We start from the raw sequence: 24,645 nt of genomic DNA on the forward strand, positions 1-24,645 counted from the left end.
CCAACTGTGCGCATCATTGGTTAGTAAACACTGAAATCGTGCCGCGCTTTGCATGGCGATGCATACGAATCTTACCGCACCGTTCGAAACTTGGCGACCGGCCGGCGATGCGGCCCGTCAATCGTACATCGGCGGCACAAGACTTTGCGTTGCTCAATTCGTGAGCAGGCCCACAGCGACGCCAGATGCTGTTCAAACGCTTTTTCGCCTTCGCTCTGCAGCGCCTGCGCACCGTCCATTCCGGCAACGCGCAGCCGGGCGTTCGACGCCCCGGCTAAGCTCGCTTCAGGCAATCGTTTTGGAGGAACACATGCCGCCCGAGTTTCCCGATGACGTGGACGACGGTGCCTTCGCCACCGAGTTGGTCGGCACCGAGAACGACGATTTCATCCGCGGCACCCCGCAGAACGACCACATCCTCGGCCTTGGAGGCGACGACCAGCTGTGGGGCAATGGAGGTGACGACACGCTCGAAGGTGGCGCCGGCAATGACAGCCTGGTCGGCGGCCACGGCCTCGACACCCTGATCGGCGGCGAGGGCGACGATATCTACCTCATTCACTATGCGCCCGACATCGTCATCGACACCGGCGGCAATGACGAGCTGCGCGCCACGATCAACCTCGACCTCAACGACTATACCGGCATCGAACGCTTCGCGTTCGGCAACAACCACACCATCACCGCGACCGGTACCGACGGCGACGACATCATCTCGATGAACAACACGGTCGAGCCCGGGCTCATTCTCGCCGGCGCCGGCAACGACACTTTGACCGGCACGGGCTACGGCCTCGAAATCTTCGTTGGCGGCCTCGGGCGCGACGTCATGCAGGGCGGCGACCGCGAGTACGGTCCACCCTTCTTCGGCGACCATATCGGCGCCGACCGCTTCGATTTCCGCACCGTCACCGACAGTGCCGTCGGTGCCGAGCGCGACCTCATCCTCAACTTCACCGCCAACGACGGCACCGGCGCCACCAGCGACCGCATCCACCTCGGCCTCATCGACGCCAACGCCGCCCGCACCGGCAACCAAGCCTTCAGCTTCATCGGCGCCGCCGACTTCTCCGGCACCGCCGGCGAACTCCGCGTCTCCGCCCTCGAAAGCACCGGCCACCTGCTGGTCTCAGGTGACACCAACGGCGACGGCCTCGCCGACTTCGAAATCGAAGTGCAAACCGAGTTCGGCGCATCACTGAGCGCCGCCGATTTCATCCTCTAGAAGAGTGAGGCACCTCTAATCCTCCCCCGCGAGCGGGGGAGGGGGACCGCCGTAGGCGGTGGAGGGGGCGACCACACCCACCGGCTGTCACCCCTGCGAAAGCAGGGGTCCAACTCTCAGCTCGCGCAGGTGGAAAGGATGGATCCCTGCCTTCGCAGGGATGACAACCGAGCGGGTGGTAACCCGTGCGAACCCTAAGCCGCCGCAGCCACAGCCTTCGGCGTCGCAGTAAACTCGAACGTATCGCCCTCGACGCTGATCTTGAGCTCCATGTCCGTCATCCGGGCCAGGATGCCCGTGTAGAACGGCTGGATTCCGCGTGCGTCGACGCCACCTTCCGGCGCGCCCGACAGCAATCCCTCGGCGCCCGCCGGCATCAGCGTCTTCTGCCGCTTCTCGGGATCGGATTTCGATGTGAACACGAAACGCTCCGCTCCGGCCGCGCCTTCCACCTTCACCGTCACCACGCCGCCGCGCGGCACCGCCATCGAGGCGATCAGCAGCATGTTCATCAGCAGCTTGGCCTTGTGCTTGGGCAACAGGATCAGCGGCACCTGCCAGTCGAGATCGGCCTTCTCGATCTCGAACAGCAGCTTGGCCACCCGCTCGCACTCGCGCGTGTCGAAATCGGTACCGGCGGTCGAGCTCGCGCCATAGGCCAGCCGGGCGAATTCCAGCTTGGCGCGCGCCTGCTTGGCCGAGTTGGCGATCAGTTCCTGCGCGCCGTCCGCCATCGCCGTCTGGCTCGGGTCGGCGAGCACTTCGAGCCCGTTGCCGATGGCGCCCACCGGGTTGATCAGGTCGTGGCAAACGCGCGAGCACAACATGGCCGCGAGGTCGGTCGCCTTGAGCTCGATGATATCCGCCATGATGTCGGGCCTCTCCGTCGAATCAGATTTGGGTTACACTAACCGCAACACCCCGGCTCGCCCTAGTGGGTAGCGTCTGCCTTGGGTTCGGCCGTTTCGGGCGTGGCTGCGGCCTCCACCATCACCGGCGCCTCCGCCCCGGTCAGCTGTGCCTTTAGCGCCGGCCATTTGCCGTTCGCCTCTCCCACCGCAGCACCGTCGCCGCTGGCGAAGAACGCCTCGCGGTTGGCGACCGAGTAGAACAGGTAGAGCTTCATCCCGGTGATCACGTAGAGCCGCGGCTTGCCGTCCGACAGGTAGCCCCGCGACAGGCTCATCAGGCAGTGCCCGCCATATTGCGGCGCGTAGATTTCCGGGTTCTTGAGGAAGACGTCGCGATTGGCTGCGGACGCGAAGTGCCAGGTCACCCCTTCCCAGCTCGCTTCGAAGTCCGCCGAGCCCAGCTGCGGTTCCGGCGCGATGAAATAGGTCACCGGATCATAGCCCTCGAGCGCCACCCCGGTGAGCGGATCGGCGACGACCGCCGTCACCAGCGCGGCGGCCGAGACCGGCGCCACGCCGCTCAGGCCGAGGGCGACCAGAAGCGCCACGATCCCGCCCGTTATGGTTAAGTTTTGTTTACGGTTTTGCCGCATCATTGCCGCCATGAAGGCCTAGCTTGAGGTCACCTGAGCAGGACCAGATGCGCCGAGCCTACCGCCCGCAAGGTAAGGACCGCGTAAATGGACTGCCCCCGCACAGAAGTCACCGGGAGTTCCCATGCTTGATCGCATGATCTACCTGATCCTTGCCGCCTTCGTTGCGCTGACCGCGGCGACGCTGGTGCTTGCGCCCACCCTGTCCTATGCCCAGCAGCAGGGCTCGCTCTCGGACAACTATTCCGGCGACGAGTTGATCGACACCGGCCACCAGTTCTTCGGCTCGGTTTCGCAGGGCCTCGCTTCGGTGGTCGAGCGTGCCGTCAGCCAGTTCGGCCTGCCCAACGCCTATATCCTCGGCGAGGAAGCCGGCGGCGCCATCTTCGCCGGCGCCCGCTACGGCGAAGGCACCATGTATACCCGCAACCAGGGCGAGTACCCGATCTTCTGGCAGGGTCCCAGCATCGGCTTCGATTTCGGCGGCGATGGCTCCAAGGTCATGATGCTGGTCTACAACCTCAGCCAGGTTTCCGACGTCTATGGCCGCTATCCCGGCGTCGACGGCTCCGCCTACGTGCTGGGCGGCTTCGGCATGACCGTGGTCAAGTACGGTGACGTGGTGATGGTTCCGATCCGCTCCGGCGTTGGCGCCCGCCTCGGCATCAATGTGGGCTACCTGAAGTTCACCCAGGAACCGACCTGGAACCCGTTCTGAACGAACGTTCAGACATCGTTCATCATTGCAGCAGGATCGCGGCCTCCACAGGGCAGCGGCCCTGTCACACTTGGTCGTGACCGCTTAATCCGCTTGCGCTAGAATGCCGGCGCGGGAGCGTGGTTGGACGTAGCGTTATGGTCATTGAAAACATTATGTATTTCGTCCTCGGCCTGCTCGTCGCCGGGTTGCTGGCGCTGATCCTGCTGCCGGCCGTCTGGCGCCGCGCCGTGCGCCTGACCAAGAAGCGCATCGAAGCTGCCACCCCTATGACCATGGCCGAATTCCGCGCCGACAAGGACCAGCTCCGCGCCGAATTCGCCTTGTCCACCAGACGCTTGGAGCAGAACGTCGAAGCCCTCCGCCGCCGCCTCGCCGACCAGTTGCGGGACGTGAACCGCAAGAAATCCGAGCTCTCCGGCATCAAGGGTGAGCGCGACAACCACCTCACCATCGTCCGCGAACTTGAGGAGCGCGAGGCCGAGGCCCGCCGCCGGATCCTCGAACTGGAGAAGGAGGCGGCCGACGTCACCCAGAAATTGCGTATGCGCGACAGGGAGTTGACCGAAAAATCGAGCCAGCTCGAAGCCGCCCGCGAAAGCCTGCGCGGCGCCGCCGGCAGCACCGAGAGCGACGAGCTCAGGACCGAGCGCAAGCGCGCCGACCACCTCGAAACCCAGAACCGCAAGCTCCTGGAACAGCTCGAAAATACCAGCAAAAACCTGGCCGAAGTCCAGGCGGAGTCCATGAACTTCCGCCAGCAATTGGCCGATCGCTCGGATTCCGCCAGCACCGCCCAGTCCGACCTCGCCGACGCCGAAGCCCGCATCGCCGATGCCGAGGCACGCGTCTCGAGCCTGCTCGCCGAAACCACCCGCATCGTCGACGACGGCGACAAGCAGCGCGACCTGCTGCTCGCTGAAAAGCTCAACCTCGAAGAGGAGATGGAGCGGCTGCGCGACAAGGTCGCCAATGTCGAAGAGACGGTGATGGCCGACTGGGACAGCGACCGCATCGAGCAGTCGCACCTGCGCGAGCGGCTGAACGACATCGCCTCCGACGTCAGCAAGATCGTTTATGCGCTCGAAGGCAACGACCCGGTCGAGGCGGAGGAAAGCCTCGCCGACCGGATGCAGAAATTCGTCGACGCCGAGGAAGCTGCCACTCCGGTACTCGGCCCCAATGCCCGCCGCGGCACCCCGCCCGAGGGCCAAGCGGTTTCGGATCGGCTGAAAGCCCTGCGCGAACTGCAGGACAATAACTAGCCGCCGCGGCTACTCGCTGACCACGGGGATCTCGCGGATCATCTCGCCCGACTTGCCGTCGAAGATGCGCACGCTGGTCATCGCGCCCAGGCGATAGGTCACGGTGACCCGCCCATCTGCTGCAACGGCGGAAACCACTTCGGCGCCGGCCGGGATATTCAGCGCGGCGATGACATAGTCGCCACCCGCGGCGCTGTTGTTCTGCGATGTGCGGTAGACAACCGCGCCGCCGATGGCCATAAGGCCCAAAAGCAGCAGCCCGATCGAGATGAAGAAGCTCTTGCGCGCCCGGGTCAGCACGGCGACCGCGGCCGGCGTCAGTTCCGGCGTCTTCTCGGTATCGGGGGTTTGAGGATCGCTCATGCAGGACTTTTCCGGCGAGGAACAGGAGTGGACGGTAACGGTCGAGGCGTCCGACGCCGGCAGCCGGCTCGATGCCGCCTTGGCCCGCGCCGTGCCGGTGTTCTCGCGCAACCGGATCAAGGACCTGATACTGGCAGGTGCGGTCGCGATCAACGGACAAGCTGTCACTGAGCCGAAATACAAGCTGCGTGCGGGCGAAGAGGTCACACTCAGCGCGCCCGAGCCGGTCGAGGCCGAGCCGACGCCCGAGAACATCCCGCTCGATATCCTTTATGAGGACGACGACCTGATCGTCATCAACAAGCCGGTCGGCATGGTAGTGCACCCGGCACCCGGCAACCTGACCGGAACCCTAGTCAACGCCCTGCTCTACCATTGCGGCGATAGCCTCAAGGGCATTGGCGGGGTGAAGCGGCCGGGCATCGTCCACCGCCTCGACAAGGATACGTCGGGCGTGATGGTCGCCGCCAAGACCGAGCAGGCGCACAACCATCTCGCCGCCCAGTTCGCCGATCACGGCCGATCCGGGCCGCTGCACCGCGCCTATATCGCCTTCTGCTGGGGCCGCACCCAGCAGGCCGCCGGCACCGTGGAAGCGCCACTGGGCCGCGACCAGAACAACCGGCTGAAACAGGCTGTACGCAAGGACGGACGCGAGGCCATCACCCACTACCATGTCGAACAGCGCTTCGGCGATGAGGGCTGGGACATCACCCGCATCCGCTGCGAGCTCGAAACCGGGCGTACGCACCAGATTCGCGTGCACATGACCCATATCGGACACCCGCTGGTCGCCGACCCGCTCTACGCCCCGGGCTTCGCCACCAAGGCCAATCGCCTGCCAAATGCAGCCAAAGCCGTGGTCGAGACGTTGGGACGGCAGGCGTTGCATGCAGCCGAACTCGGCTTCGAGCATCCGACCAGCGGCGAGGAAATGTTCTTCGAAGCCCCACTGCCGCCCGACCTGGCGGCGCTGGCCGAAGCGATCGAGCCCTTCGACCGGGCCTTTGCCCGCTAGGAAAATCGACCGAACTGATCCGGCCGCAATGCAACCGTAATGCAGTCGCCGGCATTGTGGTGGCGGATAGGTGGGTCTTATCAAGGCCCGTTTTCGACCTATATAAACTATACTGCCTGCCCGCCTGCCGGAAGGATGCGGGCTGGCCATCTGCCCGGGACGCCGGGGGAAAGACGAGGGTGCAACATGGCCCAGACCAATTTGCCTGTGCTTTCGGCTGAGGGAGGTCTCAGCCGCTATCTCCAAGAAATCCGCAAGTTTCCGATGCTTGAGCCGGACGAGGAATATATGCTCGCCAAGCGCTACAAGGAGCATCAGGATCCGGGTGCGGCCCAGAAACTGATCACGTCGCATCTGCGGCTCGTGGCCAAGATCGCCATGGGCTATCGTGGCTATGGCCTGCCCATTTCCGAGGTCATCTCGGAGGGCAATGTCGGCCTCATGCATGCGGTCAAGCGCTTCGAGCCCGAAAAGGGGTTCCGGCTGGCGACCTATGCCATGTGGTGGATTCGCGCCGCGATCCAGGAATATGTCCTGCGTTCGTGGAGCCTCGTGAAGATCGGCACCACGGCCGCGCAGAAGCGCCTGTTCTTCAACCTGCGCAAGATCAAGGGGCAGATCGCCGCCCTCGATGACGGCAACCTGCACCCTGATCAGATCAAGCAGATCGCGACCACGCTCAACGTCACCGAAGCCGACGTCGTGTCGATGAACCAGCGCCTGTCCGGCGACGCCTCGCTCAACGCGCCGATGCGCGCCGACGAGGGCGCCTCCGAGTGGCAGGACTGGCTCGCCGACGACACGCCGGACCAGGAAACGACCCTCGGCGAAACCGAGGAATTTTCCGAGCGCATGGGGCTGCTGAACAAGGCCATGCAGGACCTGAACGACCGCGAAAAGGCCATCTTCCAGGCGCGCCGCCTGCGAGATGACCCGGCGACGCTCGAAGAGCTGGCCCAGGAATACAATGTGAGCCGCGAGCGTATCCGCCAGATCGAGGTGCGTGCCTTCGAGAAGGTCCAGGACGCGGTGCAGAAGGCCGCCCACGCCAAGTCGCGCGAAGCCGCGCTGTAAGCGATTCGCACCAGAGAATGTAAAGGGCCGCTGCAGAGCGGCCCTTTTTATTTGCGCAGCCTGTTCACCACCTGGGTGGATCATCGTGGCCGAAACCGTCGCGCTCGGCTCGCTGATAATGCTGTCGCTGTAGCGTCGATCTCGCGGTGTTGGGGCGGCGATTGCCTCCCGCTCACCGACCGTCATCCCGGCGAACGCCGGGACCCAGTGCACGGTGTCACCCCCGCATTGACAAGGCCGACCTTGCCGTGACGGACCGGTTGGGTGCGAGCCTCGTTTTTCCTAACTGAGCAATGGGTCCCGGCGTTCGCCGGGATGACGGCCAGTGGGTTGGTGCTGTGGGCGCGCTCTACAAGCGGATGACGACTGAGAGGGAAGTACTTGTGACCGCCCTCCACCGCCTACGGTGGCCCCTCCCCGCCCCGAGGATTGAAGCAAATGCGTGCGGCTCCACCCTCATCCGGGCTTCGCCCACCTTTCTCCCATCAAGGGATAAGGCCCGACCGCGATGCCAGTGGAGGACCCTTCTCCCCCTGTGGGAGAAGGTGCCCGAAGGGCGGATGAGGAGTGGGAAAACTCCGCCCCTGGGTCTATTCCACCAACTCACCCAACCGCGCCAGCAGGTCATCGCGTACGCGCAGCCCGAGCGCGCTACCGCCGGCCTTGGTGTTCTTCTGCAGGTATGAAAACGCCAGCGCCTGGTCGCCGCGCGTGGCCCAGCCGATGAACCAGCCGAACTGGCGGTTGCCGCGCTGGCCGTCGGCTTCCTTGATGTAGCCGGTGCCGGTTTTGCCCTGGATGTCCCAACCACCGGCGGAAAAATGCGGCATCGCGGCGACCGTCTGGCGGATCGCCGTGATGTCGACCGGCAGCTCGCCGCGGAGGAACCGGCTCACGAAGCTCAACTGCTCGGCTGGGGTGATCTGCAGCGACGAGTTGAGCCACGAATGGGTCATGCCATTGCCGGCGCCAGGATCGCCCGACACATCGGCATTGCCGTAGCCGAAATCGCGCACATAGGCAGCGAAGCGTTCGGCGCCGAGCTTTTCGACGAGGACGCGCGAGTACCACAGCACCGATTCCTTGAGCCAGCGGCGCGGCGTGGTCGTTTCCTTGTCGATGGCCCGGACGGCCTCGTAGCGCGCCTCGTATGGCCAGGCGGGCTCGTCCGGCGCGGTCAGGATGCCGGCATCAAAGCCCATGACGCTGAGCGCGAACTTGAACGAGGAGGCCGGACCAATCCCTTCGTCGCAGCCATCGCCTTCACGATGTAGCACCGCGCCGTCGCGCGCGTCGGCGATGAGCAGGCAGGCGACTTCGGCGCGAGCCGTGCCGGCGAAAGCCAACATCGCCACGAGGGCAAACAACAGTCGCATCAGCGGGCCTCGAGCAGGAGTTTGGCGATCAGCGGCGCGAGATAGGTGCGCGGCAGGATCAGCAGGTACGGCGCGTGCATACCCTCTTCGGGGACGATGGTGAACGGCCCCGTCAGCGCCTCGTTGGACGTGCCGGTGCGCACGCCCGGAGCGAGCGTGATCGCATCGAGGGGATATTTGAGCCCGTCCGAGCTCCAGAATTTCACCGGCAGAAGCGGGTGGATCGAGACCCGCTCGCCGGCCGCGACGGTGAAGCTGAATTTCTCGGTCAGCGCCAGCGCCACATCCTCCTCGTCGACCATCACCACCATGCGCTTGCTGGCATGGCGCGTGACCGCGTCGAGCGCGGCGAGCGTGTGGTCGAAGCGGCGGCCGGTCATCCCCAGCGCCACGGTTACCGGGGCGCGGGTGGAATAGAGCGCCTTCTCGAAGTCGGTGGTGAGCTGCTCGGAAATCTGCATCAGCCGGGTTTTCCCCAGCCAGGCATGCGGGTTCTGCAGCGAATCGAAATCGCCCACGATCAGCTCGGGCTTGAGGCCGGCGGCGACGATCTGGTCGGCGCCGCCATCGGCCCCGACGAGGTGCCCGCCCGAGGCGTAGAGCTCACGCAACAGGTCGAAATCGACCGTTCCGCCGCCCACGATGATGAGCAGGTCGTCAAAGACCGCAACGTTAGTTTGAGGGGTAGTCGCTTGCACGGGAAGAGAACTCTGTCTATCTACGAGGCGTCTCGCTGGGGTGTCCCGGGTCGTTTCCCGGGGCTGAGAGTTACCCATAGAACCTGAACCAGGTCATGCTGGCGGAGGAAGATCGAGATGGCAAGGGCGCTTGCGCGTCCGCACCATTTGACGTCCCTCATCCTACATGGCCGCAAACCGAAGGAACGAAACATGCGCTCGTTCAAGCACTTCGCGTTGGCGGCACTGCTCTGTGCAGTCGCGCCACCTGCCCTCGCGCAGGACAAGCCCGTGCTCGACGTCTACACCTACGAAGGCTTCGCCTCCGAGTGGGGCCCCGGCCCCGCGCTGAAGGCCGGCTTCGAGGCGACCTGCAACTGCACCATCGAATTCTCGTCCGCCGAGGATGCCATCTCGACGCTGCGCAAGGTGCAGCTCGAAGGCGCGGCGACCAAGGCCGACGTCGTCGTCGGGCTCGACACCGCGACCGCCGGCGATGCACGCGCTACGGGCCTGTTCGCCCCGCACGGGCTGACACCTGAAGGGCTGGTGTTCGACTGGAGCGACGCCGACTTCGTGCCCTTCGATTACGGCTACTTCGCCTATGTTTATAACAAGGAGAAGACGCCCAATCCGCCGACCTCGTTCGAGGAACTGATCGCGCTGCCCGACAGCTTCAAGATCGTCATCCAGGACCCGCGCTCGTCGACGCCGGGCCTGGGCAACGTGTTGTGGGTGGCCGCCGCCTACGGCGAGCGCGCACCCGAGATCTGGGCCGGGCTGAAGCCGCATGTGCTGACCATGACGCGTGGCTGGAGCGAGGCCTATGGCCTGTTCCTCGACGGGCAGGCCGACATGGTGCTGAGCTACACCACCTCGCCGGCCTACCACGCCATCGCCGAGGACGACGACAAATACGCCTACGCCGAGTTCAAGGAAGGCTATGTCGCCCAGATAGAGGTGGCGGGCATCACCAAAAGCTCCGACCAGCCCGAGCTCGGCAAGGCCTTCCTCGCTTATCTGATGACGCCGGAAGCCCAGAAGATCATCCCGACCACCAACTGGATGTATCCGGTGATCGAGTTGCCCGACCTGCCTGCTGCCTTCGGCACGCCGCCGACGCACGTGCTGCCTGTCTCCGAAGCGGACATCGCCGCACACGGAAGGGCCTGGATCGATGCCGCTCTCGCTGCGCTTCAGTAATCGCGCCCTGCCCCATCGTCCGCTCCGGCTTTTCGCTGGGGCGGCGGTGGCGGCGACCATCGCCATACTGGTGGCGCTGGTGCTGATTTCCATCCTGACGACGGCCGGCGATGCCACGGCGCAGCCGTCGCGCGTCGACGTGCTGCACCTCGTGTGGATGACCACGGTGCAGGCCGCGCTGACGATGATCCTCTCGCTGCTGGTGGGTACGGCGCTCGCCTGGGCGCTGAACCGGCTGCGCTTTCCCGGCCGCGACCTGGTGGTGGGGCTGTTCGCCTCGGCCATCGTCACGCCCGGGCTGATCGTGGCTTTCGGGCTACTCAGCGTGTGGGGCCGGGCCGGCTGGGTGAACGAGGCCTCGCTGGCGCTGACCGGGCATCCGCTCGAGGTGCCGATCTTCGGGCTCGGCGGCATTCTCGCCGCGCATGTGATCCTCGATGCCTCGTTTGCGGCGCGTATCCTGCTCGCGCGGCTCGACGCCGTTCCGGAGCGACGGCTGAAGACCGGGCAGAGCCTGGGGCTGCCGGCCTTCGAGCGCTTCAGGGTGATCGACTGGCCGGCCATCCGCACCTCGCTGCCCGGGCTGGCGGCGATCATCTTTCTGTTGGCCTTCACCAGTTTTCCCATCGTGCTGCTGCTCGGTGGCGGACCCGCCAACCAGACGCTGGAGGTCGCGATCTACGCGGCGGTGCGGCTCGATTTCGACCTGAAAGGCGCCGTGGTGCTGGCGCTGACGCAGATCGGCATCTGCTCGGCCATCATCCTCGCGGCTTCCGCCTTCGCGCCGGTCTCGGCGAGCACCGGCACCTCGCGGCCGACGCTGTGGCGCGATCGCGGGCTGGCGCGGGGGCTGCAATGGGCGGTGCTGGTGCTGGGGACGGTCGGTTTCGCGCTGCCGCTGCTGGCGATTTTGATCGACGGGATCGGGCCGGGGATTTTCGATGTCGCCTCACGCCCGAGTTTCTGGCGCTCGCTGGGGACGAGCCTTGCCATCGGTATCGGTTCCGCGCTGTTGACGCTGGTTCTGGCGCTGGTGGTCGGGACCGGACGGGCGGCGAGCCGCGATCCGGTGTTGCGGGTGGCGATCGGGGCGCCGGCTTATGCCTATCTCGCGGTGCCGGCGGTGGTGCTGTCGCTCGGCGCGTTCCTCTTGGTACGCAATGCCGGGATCATGCCGGAGGTGGCGGCGCCGGCGATCGTGCTGATCGCCAATGCGCTGCTGTCGCTGCCCTTTGCGCTCGCGACGCTGGCGCCGCCGCTCGATGCGATTGCACTCAGCCGCGGACGACTGATCCGCTCGCTCGGGCTGACCGGCTGGGAGCAGTTCCGGGCGGTCGAGTGGCCGCTGATCGGGCGCGATGTCGGCGTGGTGCTGGCGCTGAGCTTCTGCTTCTCGCTCGGCGATCTCGGCGTCATCGCGCTGTTCGGCACCGACGATTTCGCCACGCTCCCGCTGCTCATGTACCGGGCGCTCGGCGCCTATCGCACCAACGATGCCGCGACCATCGCGGCGCTGATGCTCATCATCACCATCGCCGCCTTCGTGCTACTGCCGCGGCTGGTGGAAAGGGTTACGCGTGCTGCAAGCTGACAAACTGACTTATACCCACCCCGGCGCGACCCTGAACTTCGAGCTGAGTCTTGTCGCCCGGCAGGGCGAGGTGACCAGTGTTTCCGGCCAGAGCGGCGCCGGCAAGTCGACGCTGCTCGATCTCGTCGCCGGCTTCCTCGTACCGAGCGGCGGAACGCTGACGCTCGATGGGCGCGATCTGCTGCCGCTACCGCCCGAGCAGCGGCCGGTGTCGATCCTGTTCCAGTCCGAGACGCTGTTCGAGCATCTGTCGGCGGCCCGCAACATCGAGCTGGGTCTGCCGCGCGACATGGCGCGGGTGGAACGGGAGCAGCGGATTGCCGAGGCGCTGGCAGAGGTGGGGCTGCCCGGCGTGATGGCGCAGCGGGCCGAGACATTGTCGGGGGGCGAAAAGCAGCGCGTGGCGCTGGCGCGGACTTTGCTGCGCAACCGGCCGGTGCTGCTGCTCGATGAGCCGTTCTCGGCGCTCGACGATGCGACGCGCACCACCGCCCGTGAGCTGGTGAAGGCGCTGACCGAGCGGCACAACTGGATCACGCTGCTGGTGAGCCACCATGCCGACGACGTCGCGGCGCTGGCGACGCGACGTTATCGGCTGGAGAATGGCAGGCTGTTCGAGGCTTAGCCGTTGCTCGGTGCGGGCGTCGGGGCTGCGGCGGCCGGCTGGCCGTTCCAGGCGTCGACAACCTCGGTGAACATCGCCTCGGCGGTGGCATCCTTTTCGAGCGTGATGATCGCCCGCTTGCCGGTCGCATAGATGAGCGCGAGGTCCATCCACTTGCGCGAGGTCAGCAGGTTGCTGTTGGCCGTGATGTCGGCCGGCGAGGCGCTGAGCGCGAACAGGAAGGAGTTGCCGACGACCCGCGCCGAAGCGCCGACCAGCGGGGTGCCCTGCACCAGCTCCTCGTTCTTGAGCAGCACGCCCGGCAGGCCCGCGATCGAGCCGCCGATGAAGCTGTCCGTGACACGGAAGTTGACTTCCATCAGGTGGCTGGCCGGCAGGCTGGCATCCGAGTTCTTGCGGATCAGCACGTCGACCGAGAGGTTCCGCGCCGGGATGGTGGCTTTGCCGATCAGCGTCGGCAGGCCCATCTCGTCGGTGCCCTTGCTCCAGTCGACCGTACCGGAGAACGGTACGGCGCCGGTGGTGCCGCTGTCGGAAGCTTCGAGCAGCAGCGACTGGCTGCCGGCGAGGCTGGTCGGATCGACTGCCGCCACCGCCTGCTCGGCGCTCGTTTCGGTCGGGGTCGGCTCGGCGCCGAGGCGTGCTTCGGACGAGGGATCGACCAGCGGCAACGCCGCCGTTGTCGGCTGCGCCGGATCGGCGCCGAGACGCTGCAACTCGGGCGCTTCCGGCGCCGCGAGTTCAGCGGTCGGGGCTGGAGCCTCGGGCGGTGTGTTGGTGTTACCTGGACCGGTAGCCGGAGTATCGGTCGTCGCCGGGGTGGTGACCGGCTGGGTGACGGCGGCCTGCTCGGTCACGGGATTGCCGCGTCCGAACATGGCGTCGAGATCGACAAAACCCTCGCGCCAGGCCCAGAAGCCGGCGCCCCCCGCTGCAACCAGCAGCACGGCGAAGACGATCAGGAAGATGGTGACTGCGCCAAGGCCACGGCGCTCCGAATCGTCACGCGAACGCGTGTAGCGCGGCTCGGCCTCGCGTTTGCGCGGCTCACGGGCATCGCGGGCAAAGGCGCTGGCCTTGGCGGCCTTACCTTCGCGGGTGCGAATGCCAGACGGCGCGTCGGAGCTGACCACGGATGGCGCAAAGCCGTTGCTGTGACGGCCGTCGTCGTCGCCCTCGTCGTCATTGGCGGCGTAGTCGACGCCGTTCACATGCTCGTCATCCTCGTCGCCACGCGCCTCCCGATCGAGGGTGGCGATGGCGCGGTCGATGGCGCCCTGCGGATCGGCCGGGGCCTCGAGCTCGACCTCGCGCACGGCCGACATGGCGGCGGCAACCGGTGGCGCGTTGAACAGAGCTGCCGGCTCGTCGTCCATCTGGCGCGCCGTGGCCTGGCCACCATTACGAGCCGCCGGCTCAAAGCGCGGAGCCGCGAGTTCACGACGCGGTTCGAGCACCGGACCACGCGCGGCGCCGGCGATCGGCTGGCCGAACTGGGCGCCACCGGTGCGGCTCTTCACCGCTTCGGCGCGCGCCACGATGGACGGCAGCGGTCGTCCGGCGACGACGGGCTTGGCAACCGGGTTGCGCGCCGGCGGCGAGGCCGGAATTTCATCACCGTCATCCTCGGCATCCTGCTGGTGCGCAATGACCTGCGGACGGGCGGGCGACAGCACCAGCTTGGGCACGGGCTTGCCCATCGGCTTGGCATCGGGACGCACGATGGCGCGCGACCGGTCGGAGGACGACTCGGTCTCGGCATTGGCTGCGGCGATGATTTCTTCAATGGTGCCGCCGGGCGGCAGCGGCTTTGGCGGCTCCTTGCCGCTGGCGGGCGCGGGCTTGGCGACCGGGCGGGCAGGAGCCGGGATGGCTTTCTTGGCCGGCTGCTCGAAATAGACCGGCGGGGGCGGAGGATTGTCGTCGCGACCACCGCCGAGGCCGGCGATTACCGCCTCGCTGGCTTCCTGCTCGACCTGGCGGATGCAATCCTCGAGCTGCAGGCGGTGCGCGGTAATGTCACGGGCGGCGAGCGGCGGATTGATGGCGCGCAACTGACCCACGAGGGCGGCACGCGCCTTCTCATAGACCGCACGTCGTGCTGCGCCATTGTTTTCCGGCAGGGCTTCTACTGCCCTGCGCAACAGCTCTTTGTAATCCGCCATTCCCTAAGCGACATCCGTGATTTGTCGGCTATTTCTAGCCAAAATTCGTCAATCTTGGAACGGGTCCTGGACCAGAATGGTATCAAGCCGTTCCGGGCTCGTGGAGAGCATGGCAACCGGTGCGCCGATGAGCTCCTCGATATACCGAACGTACTTCACCGCCTGTGCCGGGAGTTCTGACCAGCTCCGCGCCCCTGCCGTGGTCTCCGACCACCCCTCAAGGGTCTCATAAATCGGCTTAACAGCAGCTTGTGCTCCCATTGAGGCAGGCAAGTAGTCAATTTTCTGACCGTCAAGCTCGTAGCCGACACATACCTTGATCTCTTTGAGGCCGTCGAGAACATCCAGTTTCGTCAGTGCGATACCGTTTATCCCCGAGGTTTTGACCGTCTGGCGGACCAGAACCGAGTCGAACCATCCGCAGCGGCGCGGCCGACCCGTGTTGACACCCACTTCGCGACCAACCGTCGCCAGGTGCCGGCCGATATCGTCGAACAACTCGCACGGGAACGGACCTTCGCCGACGCGCGTCGTGTAGGCCTTGGTGATGCCCAGGGTATAGCCGATCGCGGTCGGCCCCAGACCCGAACCCGCAGCGGCCTGCCCGGCCACGGTATTGGACGAGGTGACGAAGGGGTAAGTGCCGTGATCGTTGTCGAGCAGCGCGCCCTGCGCCCCCTCGAACAGGATGCGCGAGCCGGACTTGCGATGCGTGTCGAGCAGGTCCCACACCCGATCGACATAGGGCAGGATCTGGTCGGCGACCTCCATCAGCTCGCCGTAGAGCGCGAACGGCGACAGTTCCGCCATGCCCATGCCGCGCCGCAGCGCATTATGGTGGCTGAGCAGCCGCTCGATCTTGGGCATCAGCGTCTCGGGCTCGGCGAGATCGCAGACGCGGATGGCGCGACGGCCGACCTTGTCCTCGTAAGCCGGACCGATGCCGCGGCGCGTCGTGCCGATCTTGAGGCCGGAATTGCCGCTTTCTCGTACTGCGTCGAGCTCACGGTGGAGGCTGAGGATCAGCGGCGCGTTGTCGGCGATCTTCAGCACTTCGGGCGTGATCTTGATGCCCTGGGCGCCGATCTTTTCAACTTCGGCGACGAAATGGTGCGGATCGACCACGACGCCGTTGCCGATGACGCTGAGCTTGCCGCGCACGACGCCTGAGGGCAGCAGCGCCAGCTTGTAGCTCGTGCCGTCGATGACCAGCGTGTGGCCGGCATTGTGACCGCCCTGGTAGCGCACGACGACATCGGCGCGCTCGCTCAGCCAGTCGACGATCTTGCCCTTGCCTTCGTCACCCCACTGGCTGCCGACGACGATCACGTTTGCCATTGTTGCTTCATGCCCCTTGGGAAAGCCGCCGCCATCGGGGTTCTGCTGCCCCGCGCGGCCGATTGAGACCTGTTCGGGCAACGGCCGGCGCCCCGCCAAATCGGCGCACGGCAATTGCGGATGTCCCATAGACCACGCGCGCCACAAAGACAAACGTTCCGGCGCTCCCGCGACATCCTGAGCCGCGCCTGATCACAGCGTTCAGCCGCGGTTCACCGCCATCCTCATAGACGCCGCGCCATTGGGGGGCGTCCCAAGGGATGCAGAATGGACAAGCGTTTTCCCATTGAAGACCAGATCGAGATGCTGGGCTCGATGATCCGCGGCAGCGTTATCGCGCCGCACCATGCCGACTATGACGCCATGCGGACCGTGGCCCTGGCGCAGTTCGACCGCCGCCCCACCGCCATCGTCCGCATCGCCAATGCCGCCGATATCGCCGCCGTGCTCAACTTCGCCCAGGCCACCGACCTCCCGGTCGCGGTACGCTCGGGCGGCCACAGCACCAGCGGCTTTTCCTGCGCCGACGGTGCGCTGGTCATCGACGTGCGCGACCTCAATCGCATCGAGATCGATGCCGAGGCCCGCACCGCCTGGGCCGACGCCGGCATGACCTCCGGCGAGGTCACACGCGCGGTGGAACAGCATGGGCTGATCGTCGGCTTCGGCGACTCGGCCACGGTCGGCATTGCCGGCCTGACGCTGGGTGGCGGCATAGGCTACCTGGTGCGCAAGCACGGCCTCACCATCGACTCACTGCTGGCCGTCGAGATCGTCACCGCCGCGGGCGACATCATCATCGCCGATGCGCACAACCACGCCGACCTGTTCTGGGCCCTGCGCGGGGGCGGTGGCAATTTCGGCGTCGTCACCCGCTTCAAGTACCGCCTGCACCCGCTGCCGTCCTTCACCGGCGGCCCGCTGGTGCTGCCCCCGACGCCCGAAGTGATTGCCGGCTTCGCTGCCCTGGCCGATGCCGCACCGAACGAGCTGTCGGCCATCGCCATGATCATGCCGCTGCCGCCCATCCCGGCGATTCCGGCCGAGGCACATGGTCGGCTCGCCTTCGTCGCCATGATGGCCTATGCCGGCGCGCCTGAGGCGGCGCAGAAGGCGCTGGCGCCGTTCCGGGCACTGGCGACCCCGCTGGCAGACATGATTGCGGAAGGCCCCTACTCCAGCCTCTACATGCTCGATCCGCCGCCCGAGATGCGGGCCATGGTGGCGATCCGCTCGCGCTTCACCGACCGCTTCGGCATCGAGGAGGCCCGCGCGCTCTCGGCAGCCGCCGTCAGTTGCACCGCCCCGATGAGCATGTCGCAGATCCGCGTGCTCGGTGGCGCCCATGCCGAGGTGCCCGCCGATGCGACGGCGTTCGGCCATCGCAGGAGCCGCTTCATGGTCTCGTTTCTCGCCATGTATGGCGGCGGGCCGGACGTGGTTGCAGCGCAGGAGCGCTGGGTGTCGGACGCGCTGAACTCGGTCGTGCCGGTCGGAGACGGCACGTATGTGAACTTCATCGGCGCCAGCGACAGCCGCAACGCCGTGGCCGCGGCCTATCCGGCCGCGACCTTCGAGCGCCTGCGCCGGGTCAAACACCGCTACGATCCCGAGAACCTGTTCCGGTTGAACACCAACATCGTGCCGGGCAAGTAATGCTCCGGCTGCCGGCGCCGTGTGGTGCCGGCAGCCACAATTCCTTTGAGGCAATTGTCCCTGTGGGCGCGAGGCGCGTTTTCTTCACTCAGACCCGCGCCGGGGTCTGGAAACACGCGGTGGTCACACCCATGTTACCGCTGCCCAGGGCGACACCACGAGACATGGACCAGTCAAATGACCCTGACCTCGCTTGCCGCGAAACCCTTCGACGTCCCCGGCCTGGCCGGGACTATCCTGACACCTGACCATCCCGACTACGACAAGGCCCGCACCGTCGTTTACGGCGGTATCGACACTCGGCCGGGCGCCATAGTGCGCGTTGCCCGACCCGACGATATCACCGCGGTGATCGTCTATGCCCGCGAGCACGGGCTGGAGATCGCCATCCGCAGCGGCGGCCACAGCGCCGCCGGCCACTCGAGCATCGAGGGCGGTATCGTCATCGACGTGCGCGACCTGAACCGCATCGATATCGACCCGGCGGCCCGCACGGCCTGGGCCGGCTCCGGCACCACCGCGGTCGAGTTGCTCAAGGCACTCGCGCCGCACCAGCTGGTCGTCGGCTTCGGCGACACCGGCACCGTCGGCATTGCCGGCATCACGCTGGGCGGTGGCGTCGGCTTCCTGACGCGAAAGCTCGGGCTCACCATCGACGCCGTGCTCGCCTTCGAGCTCGTCACCGCCGATGGCCAGCTGATCACCGCCGATGCCGGCAACCACCCGGACCTGTTCTGGGCCCTGCGTGGCGGCGGCGGCAATTTCGGCGTCGTCACCCGCATCAAGTTCAGGCTCGATCCGCTCGAGCACTTCACCGGCGGCATGCTGATGCTGCCGGCGACGGCGAAGAATGTCGCGGCCTTCATCGCCGCGGCCGAGGCGGCCTCGGAGGACCTGTCGGCCATCGTCGCCGTAATGCCGGCGCCGCCCATGCCCTTCCTGCCGCCCGACAAGGTGGGGCAGATGGTGATCATGGGGCTCATGGCCTATTCCGGGCCGGCCGAGGGGGCGGCGGCGGCGATCGCGCCGTTCCGTGCCATCGCGACGCCGATCGCCGATTTCGTCAAATCGGGCGTCTATCACGAGATCATGTTCCCGCCCGAGAATGGCGAGTATCACCCGATCGCAGTGGCGCTGAACCTGTTCGTCGACCGGTTCGGGCCGGCCGAGGCGGAGACGGCGATGGGCTTTCTCGAGGAAGGCGACGCGCCGTTCCGGGTGATCCAGATCCGCGTGCTCGGCGGGGCCGCCAACCGCGTGGCAGCCGATGCTACCGCCTACGCGCATCGGGATCGCACCATCATGGTCAATGTCGCGGCGTTCTACGACGGCACGGAAGCCGAGCGGACCAGCAAGCTCGCCTGGGTGAAGGACTTTGCCCAGGCGCTGAACCCGCCCGACCACGCGGCCTACGTGAACTTCATCGCCGACGAGGGCGCCGAGCGCGTGCGCGACGCCTACCCCGAGGCGACGTGGAACCGGCTGCGGCAGGTGAAGCGCCAATACGATCCGCACAACCTGTTCCGCCGCAACCACAACATTCCGCCGGCCTGACTAGCGGATCGCGGCGCGGCTGACTAAGGTCGCGGCCTTCGACAAGCGGCCACCGCCCTCGTGCGGTGGCCGGTTCATTCGCGACGGCTGATGACTGAAACTCCCGCGGCGCAGGCCCCTGCCCGGTCCTTCATGGACCGGCCCTACCTGATCCTGATCCTCACCACGCTGTTCTGGGGCGGCAATGTCGTGGCCGGCAAGCTTGCGGTCGGCCATATCGATCCGCACTCGCTGATGATCGTGCGCTGGACCGGCGCGCTGCTCCTAGTGCTGCCCTTCGCCATCCGGCCGCTGCGGCGCGACTGGCCGGTGATCCGCGCCAAGTGGTGGCTGTATCTGTTCTATGGCGCGGTGGGCTACGCGAGCTTCAACGTCTTCGTCTATGTCGCGGCCTACTTCACCACCGGCGTCAACATCGCGCTCGAGCAGGCGACCATCAACATCATGGTCATCATCTTCAACTTCGTGCTGTTCCGCACGCGGGTGCGGCTGCTGCAGGTGGTGGGCGTCGCCATCACGCTCATCGGCATCGCGGTGATCGCCACGCATGGCGAGGTGAGCCGCATCCTCAGCCTCGATGTGAATATCGGCGATGCGCTGATGATCCTCGGCTGCTTCGCCTACGCAGTCTATTCGATCGCGCTGCGCTGGCGGCCGCAGACGCACTGGTTGAGCTTCCTCGCGGCGACCTTCGGGGGCGCCATCCTCGCCTCTTTCGCCTATCAGGCGGGGCTGGGCGATGGCACGCTCGCGCTCGCGCACAACCTCGCGGCGATCGACATGCAGGGCTGGGCCGTCGCCGCCTACACCATCGTCTTCCCCTCTGTGCTGTCGCAGCTGTTCTACGTGCGCGGCGTAGAGCTGATCGGCTCCAACCGGGCGAGCCTGTTCATCAACCTGATCCCACTATTCGGCACGATCGGTTCGGTGGTGGTGCTGGGCGAGGCGTTCCAGGGTTTCCACCTGATCGCCGCGCTGCTGATCGCCGCGGGGATCGTGCTCGCCGAAGTGGCGGCGCGGCGTTAGAGCTCCTGCAGCAGCCGGGCAGTTTCCGCGTCGGCGGGCAGGAACGCCTCGATCACCAGTTCGGACAGCGTGATCTCGGTTGGCGTGCCGAACACGGTGGTGGTCGAGATGAAGCTGGCAACGCCATTAGGCAATTGCAGCACCAGCGGCACGAATACCCCGCCATGCTCGTCGCGACCTTCGGTGCCCGGCGCGATGCCAGTCAGATCGCGCAGCTCGTCGATCAGCTCGGCGATGCCCGGATCGCCGGTCGCCTCGAGCTGGGCCGAGAGCCGGCGCAGGATGTCGCGCGACCACTGCTCGCGGTTGAGGATCAGCCTGCCGATGCCATCGGGATGGAGGCTGGCGCGCAGCACGTTGAGCGGCGGCTCGAGCAGGCTCTGGTCGGCCACCGCGGCAAAGAGCGGCGCGGTCGCGGCATTGGCCGAGACGAGATTCCACTGCCGGTCGACCGCCACGGCCGGGAACGGCTCGTAGGCCCTCAGCACGCGCTCGACGGCGGTCCGGGCCGGGGCGAGATCGGGGTGATCGAGCCGGCGCTCGGGATAGACCGGGGCGTAACCGGCGGCGAGCAGCATGAGGTTGCGCACCCGCAGCGGCACCCCGAGCCCGGCGGCAATGCGCAGCACCACCTCCCGGCTCGGGATCGACCGCCCGGATTCGATGAAGCTCAGGTGCTTCTGGCTGAGCTCGATGTCGAGGGCGAGCGACAACTGGCTGTAGCGCCGGTGCTGGCGCCAGTCGCGGATATAGTCGCCGATCGAACGGTCGGAGGTGATGGCTTGTGCGGTCATGGGGCGAGTCTAGCCACTCCCGGCAATGGTTCAATTACCTCTGCGGGAATTGAGACGAGCACGTCGGCGGTAGAAATGTCTGCCCGTCAAAACGAAAACCGACGGAGTAACGACATGCCTGTCATCCGCATCGCCCTCATCGCAGACGCCATCGCCTCGGGCGCCACCGGCCTGCTGCTCGCCTTCGGCGGCAGCTTCCTTGCCGGCCTCACTGGCATCCCCGCCGATATCGCCATGCCGCTCGGGCTGTTCCTCGTGGTCTTCGCACTGTTCGTCGCCTGGGTCGGCTGGCCGAGCACCACGTCACGCGGCCTCGCCATGACCATCGTGCTGGTCAACGCCGCCTGGGTGGTCGGCAGCATCGCCATCCTGCTGACCAGCATGCTGCCTCTGCCCATGCTAGGCGTCGTCTTCGTCATCGCGCAGGCGGTTGCCGTCGCAGCGCTGGCAGCGCTGCAGTGGATGGGCCTCGGCCGGGCCGGCGCGCTGGCCTGAACGGTCCGGACAAGAAAGCGGCCCCGCAGTCACCTGCGGGGCCGCTCCTGCATTCGCGTTTCAGCCGATCAGAACGACAGGGCCTTGGCCTGGCGCACACCGGGCAGTGCGGCGATCTCGCCGAGCTGCTGGTCGCTGACGGTCCCGTCGATCGAGAGCAGCGCGATGGCGTCGCCGCCCACTTCGGCACGGCCGAGGTTGAAGTTGGCGATGTTGACGCCGAGGCTGCCGAGCAGCGTGCCGAGGCGGCCGATATGGCCCGGCTTGTCCTCGTTGGTGACATAGAGCATGGCCGGGGTGAGCTCGGCCTCCATGTTGATGCCCTTCACCTGGATGATGCGCGGCTTGCCGTTGGCGAACACCGTGCCGGCCACCGCCCGCTCCATCTTCTCGGTGGTGACGGTCAGCCGGATATAGCCTTCGTAGGCGCCCTGCTGGTCGCGGGTGGTGACCTCGACATTGATGCCGCGATCCTTGGCGATCTGCGGGGCCGAGACCATGTTGATCGTCGGCATCTGCGGCTTCAGCACACCGTTCACCGCCGCCGCGGTCATCGGTTTGACGTTGAGGGCGGCGACATTGCCCTCGTATTCGAGCTTGATCGCGGTGATCGGATCTTCGGTCAGCTGGCCAGCGAAGGCGCCGAGCATTTCCGCCAGCTTCACCCACGGGGTGAGGCGCGGCGCTTCCTCGGCGCTGATCGAGGGGAAGTTCAGCGCGTTGGTGATCTCGCCGGTGTTGAGGTAGGCCGAAATCTGCTCGGCCACCTGCAGCGCCACATTCTCCTGCGCTTCGGTGGTCGAGGCGCCGAGGTGCGGCGTGGCGATGAAGTTGTCGAGCTCGAACAGCGGATTGTTCTGGGCCGGCTCCTCGACGAACACGTCGAAGGCGGCGCCCGCTACCTTGCCCGACTTCAGCGCATCGTAGAGCGCGGCTTCATCGACGAGGCCGCCACGGGCACAGTTGATGATGCGCACGCCGTCCTTCATCTTGGCGATGGCGTCGGCATTGATGATGTTGCGGGTCGCATCGATCAGCGGTGTGTGCAGCGTGATGAAATCGGCGCGCTTGAACAGCTCGTCGAGCTCGACCTTTTCGACGCCCATGGTCTGCGCGCGTTCCGGCGTAAGGAACGGGTCGAAGGCGACGACCTTCATCTTGAGGCCCTGGGCCCGGTCGGCGACGATCGAGCCGATATTGCCCGCGCCGATGAGGCCGAGCACCTTGTTGGTGACTTCGACGCCCATGAAGCGGTTCTTTTCCCACTTCGAGGCCTTGGTCGAGGCGTCGGCCTCGGGCAGCTGGCGGGCCAGCGCGAACATCATGGCGATGGCGTGCTCGGCGGTGGTGATGGAGTTGCCGAACGGGGTGTTCATGACGATGATGCCGGCCTTGGTGGCGGCCGGGATATCGACGTTGTCGACGCCGATACCGGCGCGACCGATGACCTTCAAGTTCTTGGCAGCGCTCAGGATTTTCTCAGTGACCTTGGTCGCCGAGCGGATCGCGAGACCATCGTACTGGCCGATGGCTTCGAGCAGCTTGTCCTTGTCCTTGCCGAGATCGGGCAGGTAGTCGACGTCGATGTTGTTGTCCTTGAAAATCTGGACAGCGGTCTTGCTCAGCTTGTCCGAAACGAGAACCTTAGGCATGTCGCCCTCCTTATGCCGCGGGAAAACCACGCGGATGAACGGAAAATAACGGGTGATGAGCCCCCGCTGAACGCGAGGGCCGGAACCTTAAGCGGCAGCCTGGGCCAGCGCGGCCTTTTCGGCGGCGAAGGCATAATCGAGCCATGGCACCAGCGCTTCGACATTGGCCGTGTCGACGGTCGAACCGGTCCAGATGCGGAGGCCCGTCGGAGCATCGCGGTAGCCGCCGATGTCATAGGCGACGCCGGCCTTGTCGAGCCGCGACACGATCGCCTTGGCGAAGGCCGCCTGGGCGTCGTCGGACAAAGCGGTGATCGCCGGGTCCTTGATCACGAGGCACACCGAGGTGTTCGAACGTTCGGCTTCGTTCTTGGCGAGGAACGCGGCCCAGTCGGACTTGGCGACCCAGTCGCTGAGCACCTTGAAGCTCGCATCGGCACGGGCCTGCATGGCCTTGAGCCCGCCGATCGACTTGCCCCACTCCATCGCATCCACCGCATCCTCGATGCACAGCATCGACACCGTGTTGATGGTGGCGCCCTCGAAGATGTCGGCCATGAGCTTGCCGCCCTTGGTCATGCGGAAGATCTTGGGCAGCGGGCGGTCCGGCTTGAACGTCTCGAGCCGCTCGACGGCACGCGGGCTGAGGATCAGGACGCCGTGCGCGGCTTCACCACCCAGCGCCTTCTGCCACGAGAAGGTCACCACATCGAGCTTGTCGAATTCGAGCTTCTGCGCGAAGGCGGCCGAGGTCGCGTCGCAGATGGTGAGGCCCTTGCGGTCGGCCGGGATCCAGTCGGCATTGCGCACGCGCACGCCCGACGTGGTGCCGTTCCAGGTAAAGACGACGTCGTTGTCGAAATTGACCTGGGTCAGGTCGGGCAGCTCGCCATAGGGCGCGGTCAGGCTGCGGACGTTCTGTAGCTTGAGCTGCTTGGTCACATCGGTGATCCAGCCTTCGCCGAACGATTCCCAGGCCAGCATGTCGACGCCGCGGGCGCCGAGCATCGACCACAGCGCCATCTCGACGGCGCCGGTATCGGAAGCGGGCACGATGCCGATCAGGTAGTCGGCCGGCACTTCCAGCAGCTCGCGGGTGAGCGCGATGGCCTTCTCGATGCGCTGCTTGGCCGGCTTGGCGCGATGCGAGCGGCCAACGAGCGCGTTGGCGAGCACATCCACCGTCCAGCCAGGACGCTTGGCACAGGGGCCCGACGAAAAATTGGGGTTAGCCGGTTTCACTGCCGGCGCAGTCAGGGGCATATCAGCCATGAGCGACCCTCCCAGGTCGAAAGTCCCACGTTAGGGTGGGATGTCCTGAGGCGG

The 24,645-nt window shown here is 66.2% G+C and carries 22 protein-coding genes; 12 read left to right on the top strand and 10 right to left on the bottom strand.

The window, feature by feature from the left end; all coding sequences use genetic code 11:
• Positions 1 to 310: 310 nt before the first annotated feature.
• Complete coding sequence (locus AC3A6I_RS15065) at positions 311 to 1,225, top strand: calcium-binding protein (protein ID WP_487544547.1); 915 nt, start codon at positions 311 to 313, stop codon at positions 1,223 to 1,225.
• Positions 1,226 to 1,419: 194 nt separating this feature from the next.
• On the opposite strand, the gene chpT is transcribed toward AC3A6I_RS15065, so the two are convergent.
• Both chpT and AC3A6I_RS15075 read right to left on the bottom strand, forming a co-directional pair.
• Complete coding sequence (gene chpT, locus AC3A6I_RS15070; RefSeq protein WP_487544548.1) at positions 1,420 to 2,094, bottom strand: histidine phosphotransferase ChpT; 675 nt, start codon at positions 2,092 to 2,094, stop codon at positions 1,420 to 1,422.
• 62 nt (positions 2,095 to 2,156) lie between these two features.
• Positions 2,157 to 2,684, bottom strand: a complete 528-nt coding sequence (locus tag AC3A6I_RS15075; RefSeq protein WP_487544550.1) for a YHS domain-containing (seleno)protein — start codon at positions 2,682 to 2,684, stop codon at positions 2,157 to 2,159.
• A 169-nt stretch (positions 2,685 to 2,853) separates the two neighbouring features.
• On the opposite strand from AC3A6I_RS15075, the gene AC3A6I_RS15080 reads away from it, so the two are divergent.
• A complete protein-coding gene (locus AC3A6I_RS15080) occupies positions 2,854 to 3,447 on the top strand; it encodes a DUF1134 domain-containing protein (RefSeq protein WP_487544551.1) in 594 nt (197 codons plus the stop codon).
• A gap of 137 nt (positions 3,448 to 3,584) precedes the next feature.
• Positions 3,585 to 4,712 (top strand): hypothetical protein, encoded by a 1,128-nt coding sequence (locus AC3A6I_RS15085; RefSeq protein WP_487544552.1) that lies wholly within the window; start codon positions 3,585 to 3,587, stop codon positions 4,710 to 4,712.
• 9 nt (positions 4,713 to 4,721) lie between these two features.
• Here AC3A6I_RS15085 and AC3A6I_RS15090 read toward each other — a convergent pair whose 3' ends face one another.
• The gene (locus tag AC3A6I_RS15090; RefSeq protein ID WP_487544553.1) at positions 4,722 to 5,075 is read right to left on the bottom strand and encodes a hypothetical protein; all 354 of its coding nucleotides are present in this window, start codon (positions 5,073 to 5,075) and stop codon (positions 4,722 to 4,724) included.
• Between AC3A6I_RS15090 and AC3A6I_RS15095 the strand changes: the two genes are divergently transcribed.
• On the top strand, positions 5,074 to 6,093 hold the full coding sequence (locus AC3A6I_RS15095) for an RluA family pseudouridine synthase (protein WP_487544554.1): 1,020 nt from the start codon (positions 5,074 to 5,076) through the stop codon (positions 6,091 to 6,093). The genes AC3A6I_RS15090 and AC3A6I_RS15095 overlap by 2 nt on opposite strands.
• Positions 6,094 to 6,279: 186 nt before the next feature.
• A complete protein-coding gene (gene rpoH / locus AC3A6I_RS15100; protein WP_487544555.1) occupies positions 6,280 to 7,167 on the top strand; it encodes an RNA polymerase sigma factor RpoH in 888 nt (295 codons plus the stop codon).
• Positions 7,168 to 7,757: 590 nt separating this feature from the next.
• Here rpoH and blaOXA read toward each other — a convergent pair.
• Together blaOXA and AC3A6I_RS15110 are read right to left on the bottom strand one after the other, a co-directional pair.
• Positions 7,758 to 8,543 carry a class D beta-lactamase gene (gene blaOXA, locus AC3A6I_RS15105; protein ID WP_487544556.1) on the bottom strand — a complete coding sequence of 262 codons (786 nt, stop codon included), beginning with the start codon at positions 8,541 to 8,543 and terminating at the stop codon, positions 7,758 to 7,760.
• Complete coding sequence (locus tag AC3A6I_RS15110) at positions 8,543 to 9,241, bottom strand: thiamine diphosphokinase (protein ID WP_487544558.1); 699 nt, start codon at positions 9,239 to 9,241, stop codon at positions 8,543 to 8,545. The genes blaOXA and AC3A6I_RS15110 overlap by 1 nt, the downstream gene beginning before the upstream one ends.
• A 192-nt stretch (positions 9,242 to 9,433) precedes the next feature.
• Here AC3A6I_RS15110 and thiB point away from each other — a divergent pair, with 192 nt between their 5' ends.
• Genes thiB through AC3A6I_RS15125 form a run of 3 tightly spaced genes read left to right on the top strand, consistent with a single transcriptional unit; the run spans position 9,434 to position 12,639 of the window.
• Entirely contained in the window at positions 9,434 to 10,423 is a 990-nt protein-coding gene (gene thiB, locus AC3A6I_RS15115) for a thiamine ABC transporter substrate binding subunit (protein WP_487544559.1), read from the top strand.
• Positions 10,398 to 12,014 carry an ABC transporter permease family protein gene (locus tag AC3A6I_RS15120; RefSeq protein WP_487544560.1) on the top strand — a complete coding sequence of 539 codons (1,617 nt, stop codon included), beginning with the start codon at positions 10,398 to 10,400 and terminating at the stop codon, positions 12,012 to 12,014. The genes thiB and AC3A6I_RS15120 overlap by 26 nt, the downstream gene beginning before the upstream one ends.
• Complete coding sequence (locus AC3A6I_RS15125) at positions 12,001 to 12,639, top strand: ATP-binding cassette domain-containing protein (protein ID WP_487544561.1); 639 nt, start codon at positions 12,001 to 12,003, stop codon at positions 12,637 to 12,639. The genes AC3A6I_RS15120 and AC3A6I_RS15125 overlap by 14 nt, the downstream gene beginning before the upstream one ends.
• Here AC3A6I_RS15125 and AC3A6I_RS15130 read toward each other — a convergent pair.
• Positions 12,636 to 14,804 carry a hypothetical protein gene (locus AC3A6I_RS15130; RefSeq protein ID WP_487544562.1) on the bottom strand — a complete coding sequence of 723 codons (2,169 nt, stop codon included), beginning with the start codon at positions 14,802 to 14,804 and terminating at the stop codon, positions 12,636 to 12,638. The two genes, AC3A6I_RS15125 and AC3A6I_RS15130, sit on opposite strands and share 4 nt — an antisense overlap.
• A 48-nt stretch (positions 14,805 to 14,852) precedes the next feature.
• A complete protein-coding gene (locus AC3A6I_RS15135; RefSeq protein WP_487544563.1) occupies positions 14,853 to 16,142 on the bottom strand; it encodes an adenylosuccinate synthase in 1,290 nt (429 codons plus the stop codon).
• A 267-nt stretch (positions 16,143 to 16,409) separates the two neighbouring features.
• Between AC3A6I_RS15135 and AC3A6I_RS15140 the strand changes: the two genes are divergently transcribed.
• From AC3A6I_RS15140 to AC3A6I_RS15150, 3 genes are all read left to right on the top strand, one after another.
• Positions 16,410 to 17,798, top strand: coding sequence for an FAD-binding oxidoreductase (locus AC3A6I_RS15140; protein WP_487544565.1), 1,389 nt, complete (start codon positions 16,410 to 16,412; stop codon positions 17,796 to 17,798).
• 177 nt (positions 17,799 to 17,975) lie between these two features.
• Positions 17,976 to 19,352 (top strand): FAD-binding oxidoreductase, encoded by a 1,377-nt coding sequence (locus tag AC3A6I_RS15145; protein ID WP_487544566.1) that lies wholly within the window; start codon positions 17,976 to 17,978, stop codon positions 19,350 to 19,352.
• A 90-nt stretch (positions 19,353 to 19,442) separates the two neighbouring features.
• Positions 19,443 to 20,378, top strand: coding sequence for a DMT family transporter (locus tag AC3A6I_RS15150; protein WP_487544567.1), 936 nt, complete (start codon positions 19,443 to 19,445; stop codon positions 20,376 to 20,378).
• Here the strand turns inward: AC3A6I_RS15150 and AC3A6I_RS15155 are convergent.
• Complete coding sequence (locus AC3A6I_RS15155) at positions 20,375 to 21,172, bottom strand: helix-turn-helix domain-containing protein (RefSeq protein ID WP_487544568.1); 798 nt, start codon at positions 21,170 to 21,172, stop codon at positions 20,375 to 20,377. The genes AC3A6I_RS15150 and AC3A6I_RS15155 overlap by 4 nt on opposite strands.
• 114 nt (positions 21,173 to 21,286) lie before the next feature.
• Between AC3A6I_RS15155 and AC3A6I_RS15160 the strand changes: the two genes are divergently transcribed.
• The gene (locus tag AC3A6I_RS15160) at positions 21,287 to 21,667 is read left to right on the top strand and encodes a hypothetical protein (protein WP_487544569.1); all 381 of its coding nucleotides are present in this window, start codon (positions 21,287 to 21,289) and stop codon (positions 21,665 to 21,667) included.
• 68 nt (positions 21,668 to 21,735) lie between these two features.
• Here AC3A6I_RS15160 and serA read toward each other — a convergent pair whose 3' ends face one another.
• Both serA and AC3A6I_RS15170 read right to left on the bottom strand, forming a co-directional pair.
• Complete coding sequence (gene serA / locus AC3A6I_RS15165) at positions 21,736 to 23,319, bottom strand: phosphoglycerate dehydrogenase (protein WP_487544570.1); 1,584 nt, start codon at positions 23,317 to 23,319, stop codon at positions 21,736 to 21,738.
• Positions 23,320 to 23,406: 87 nt separating this feature from the next.
• Complete coding sequence (locus tag AC3A6I_RS15170; RefSeq protein ID WP_487545040.1) at positions 23,407 to 24,582, bottom strand: phosphoserine transaminase; 1,176 nt, start codon at positions 24,580 to 24,582, stop codon at positions 23,407 to 23,409.
• Between the last annotated feature and the right edge of the window lie 63 nt (positions 24,583 to 24,645).

It is taken from the genome of Devosia sp. Soil_C_22 (assembly GCF_057657195.1).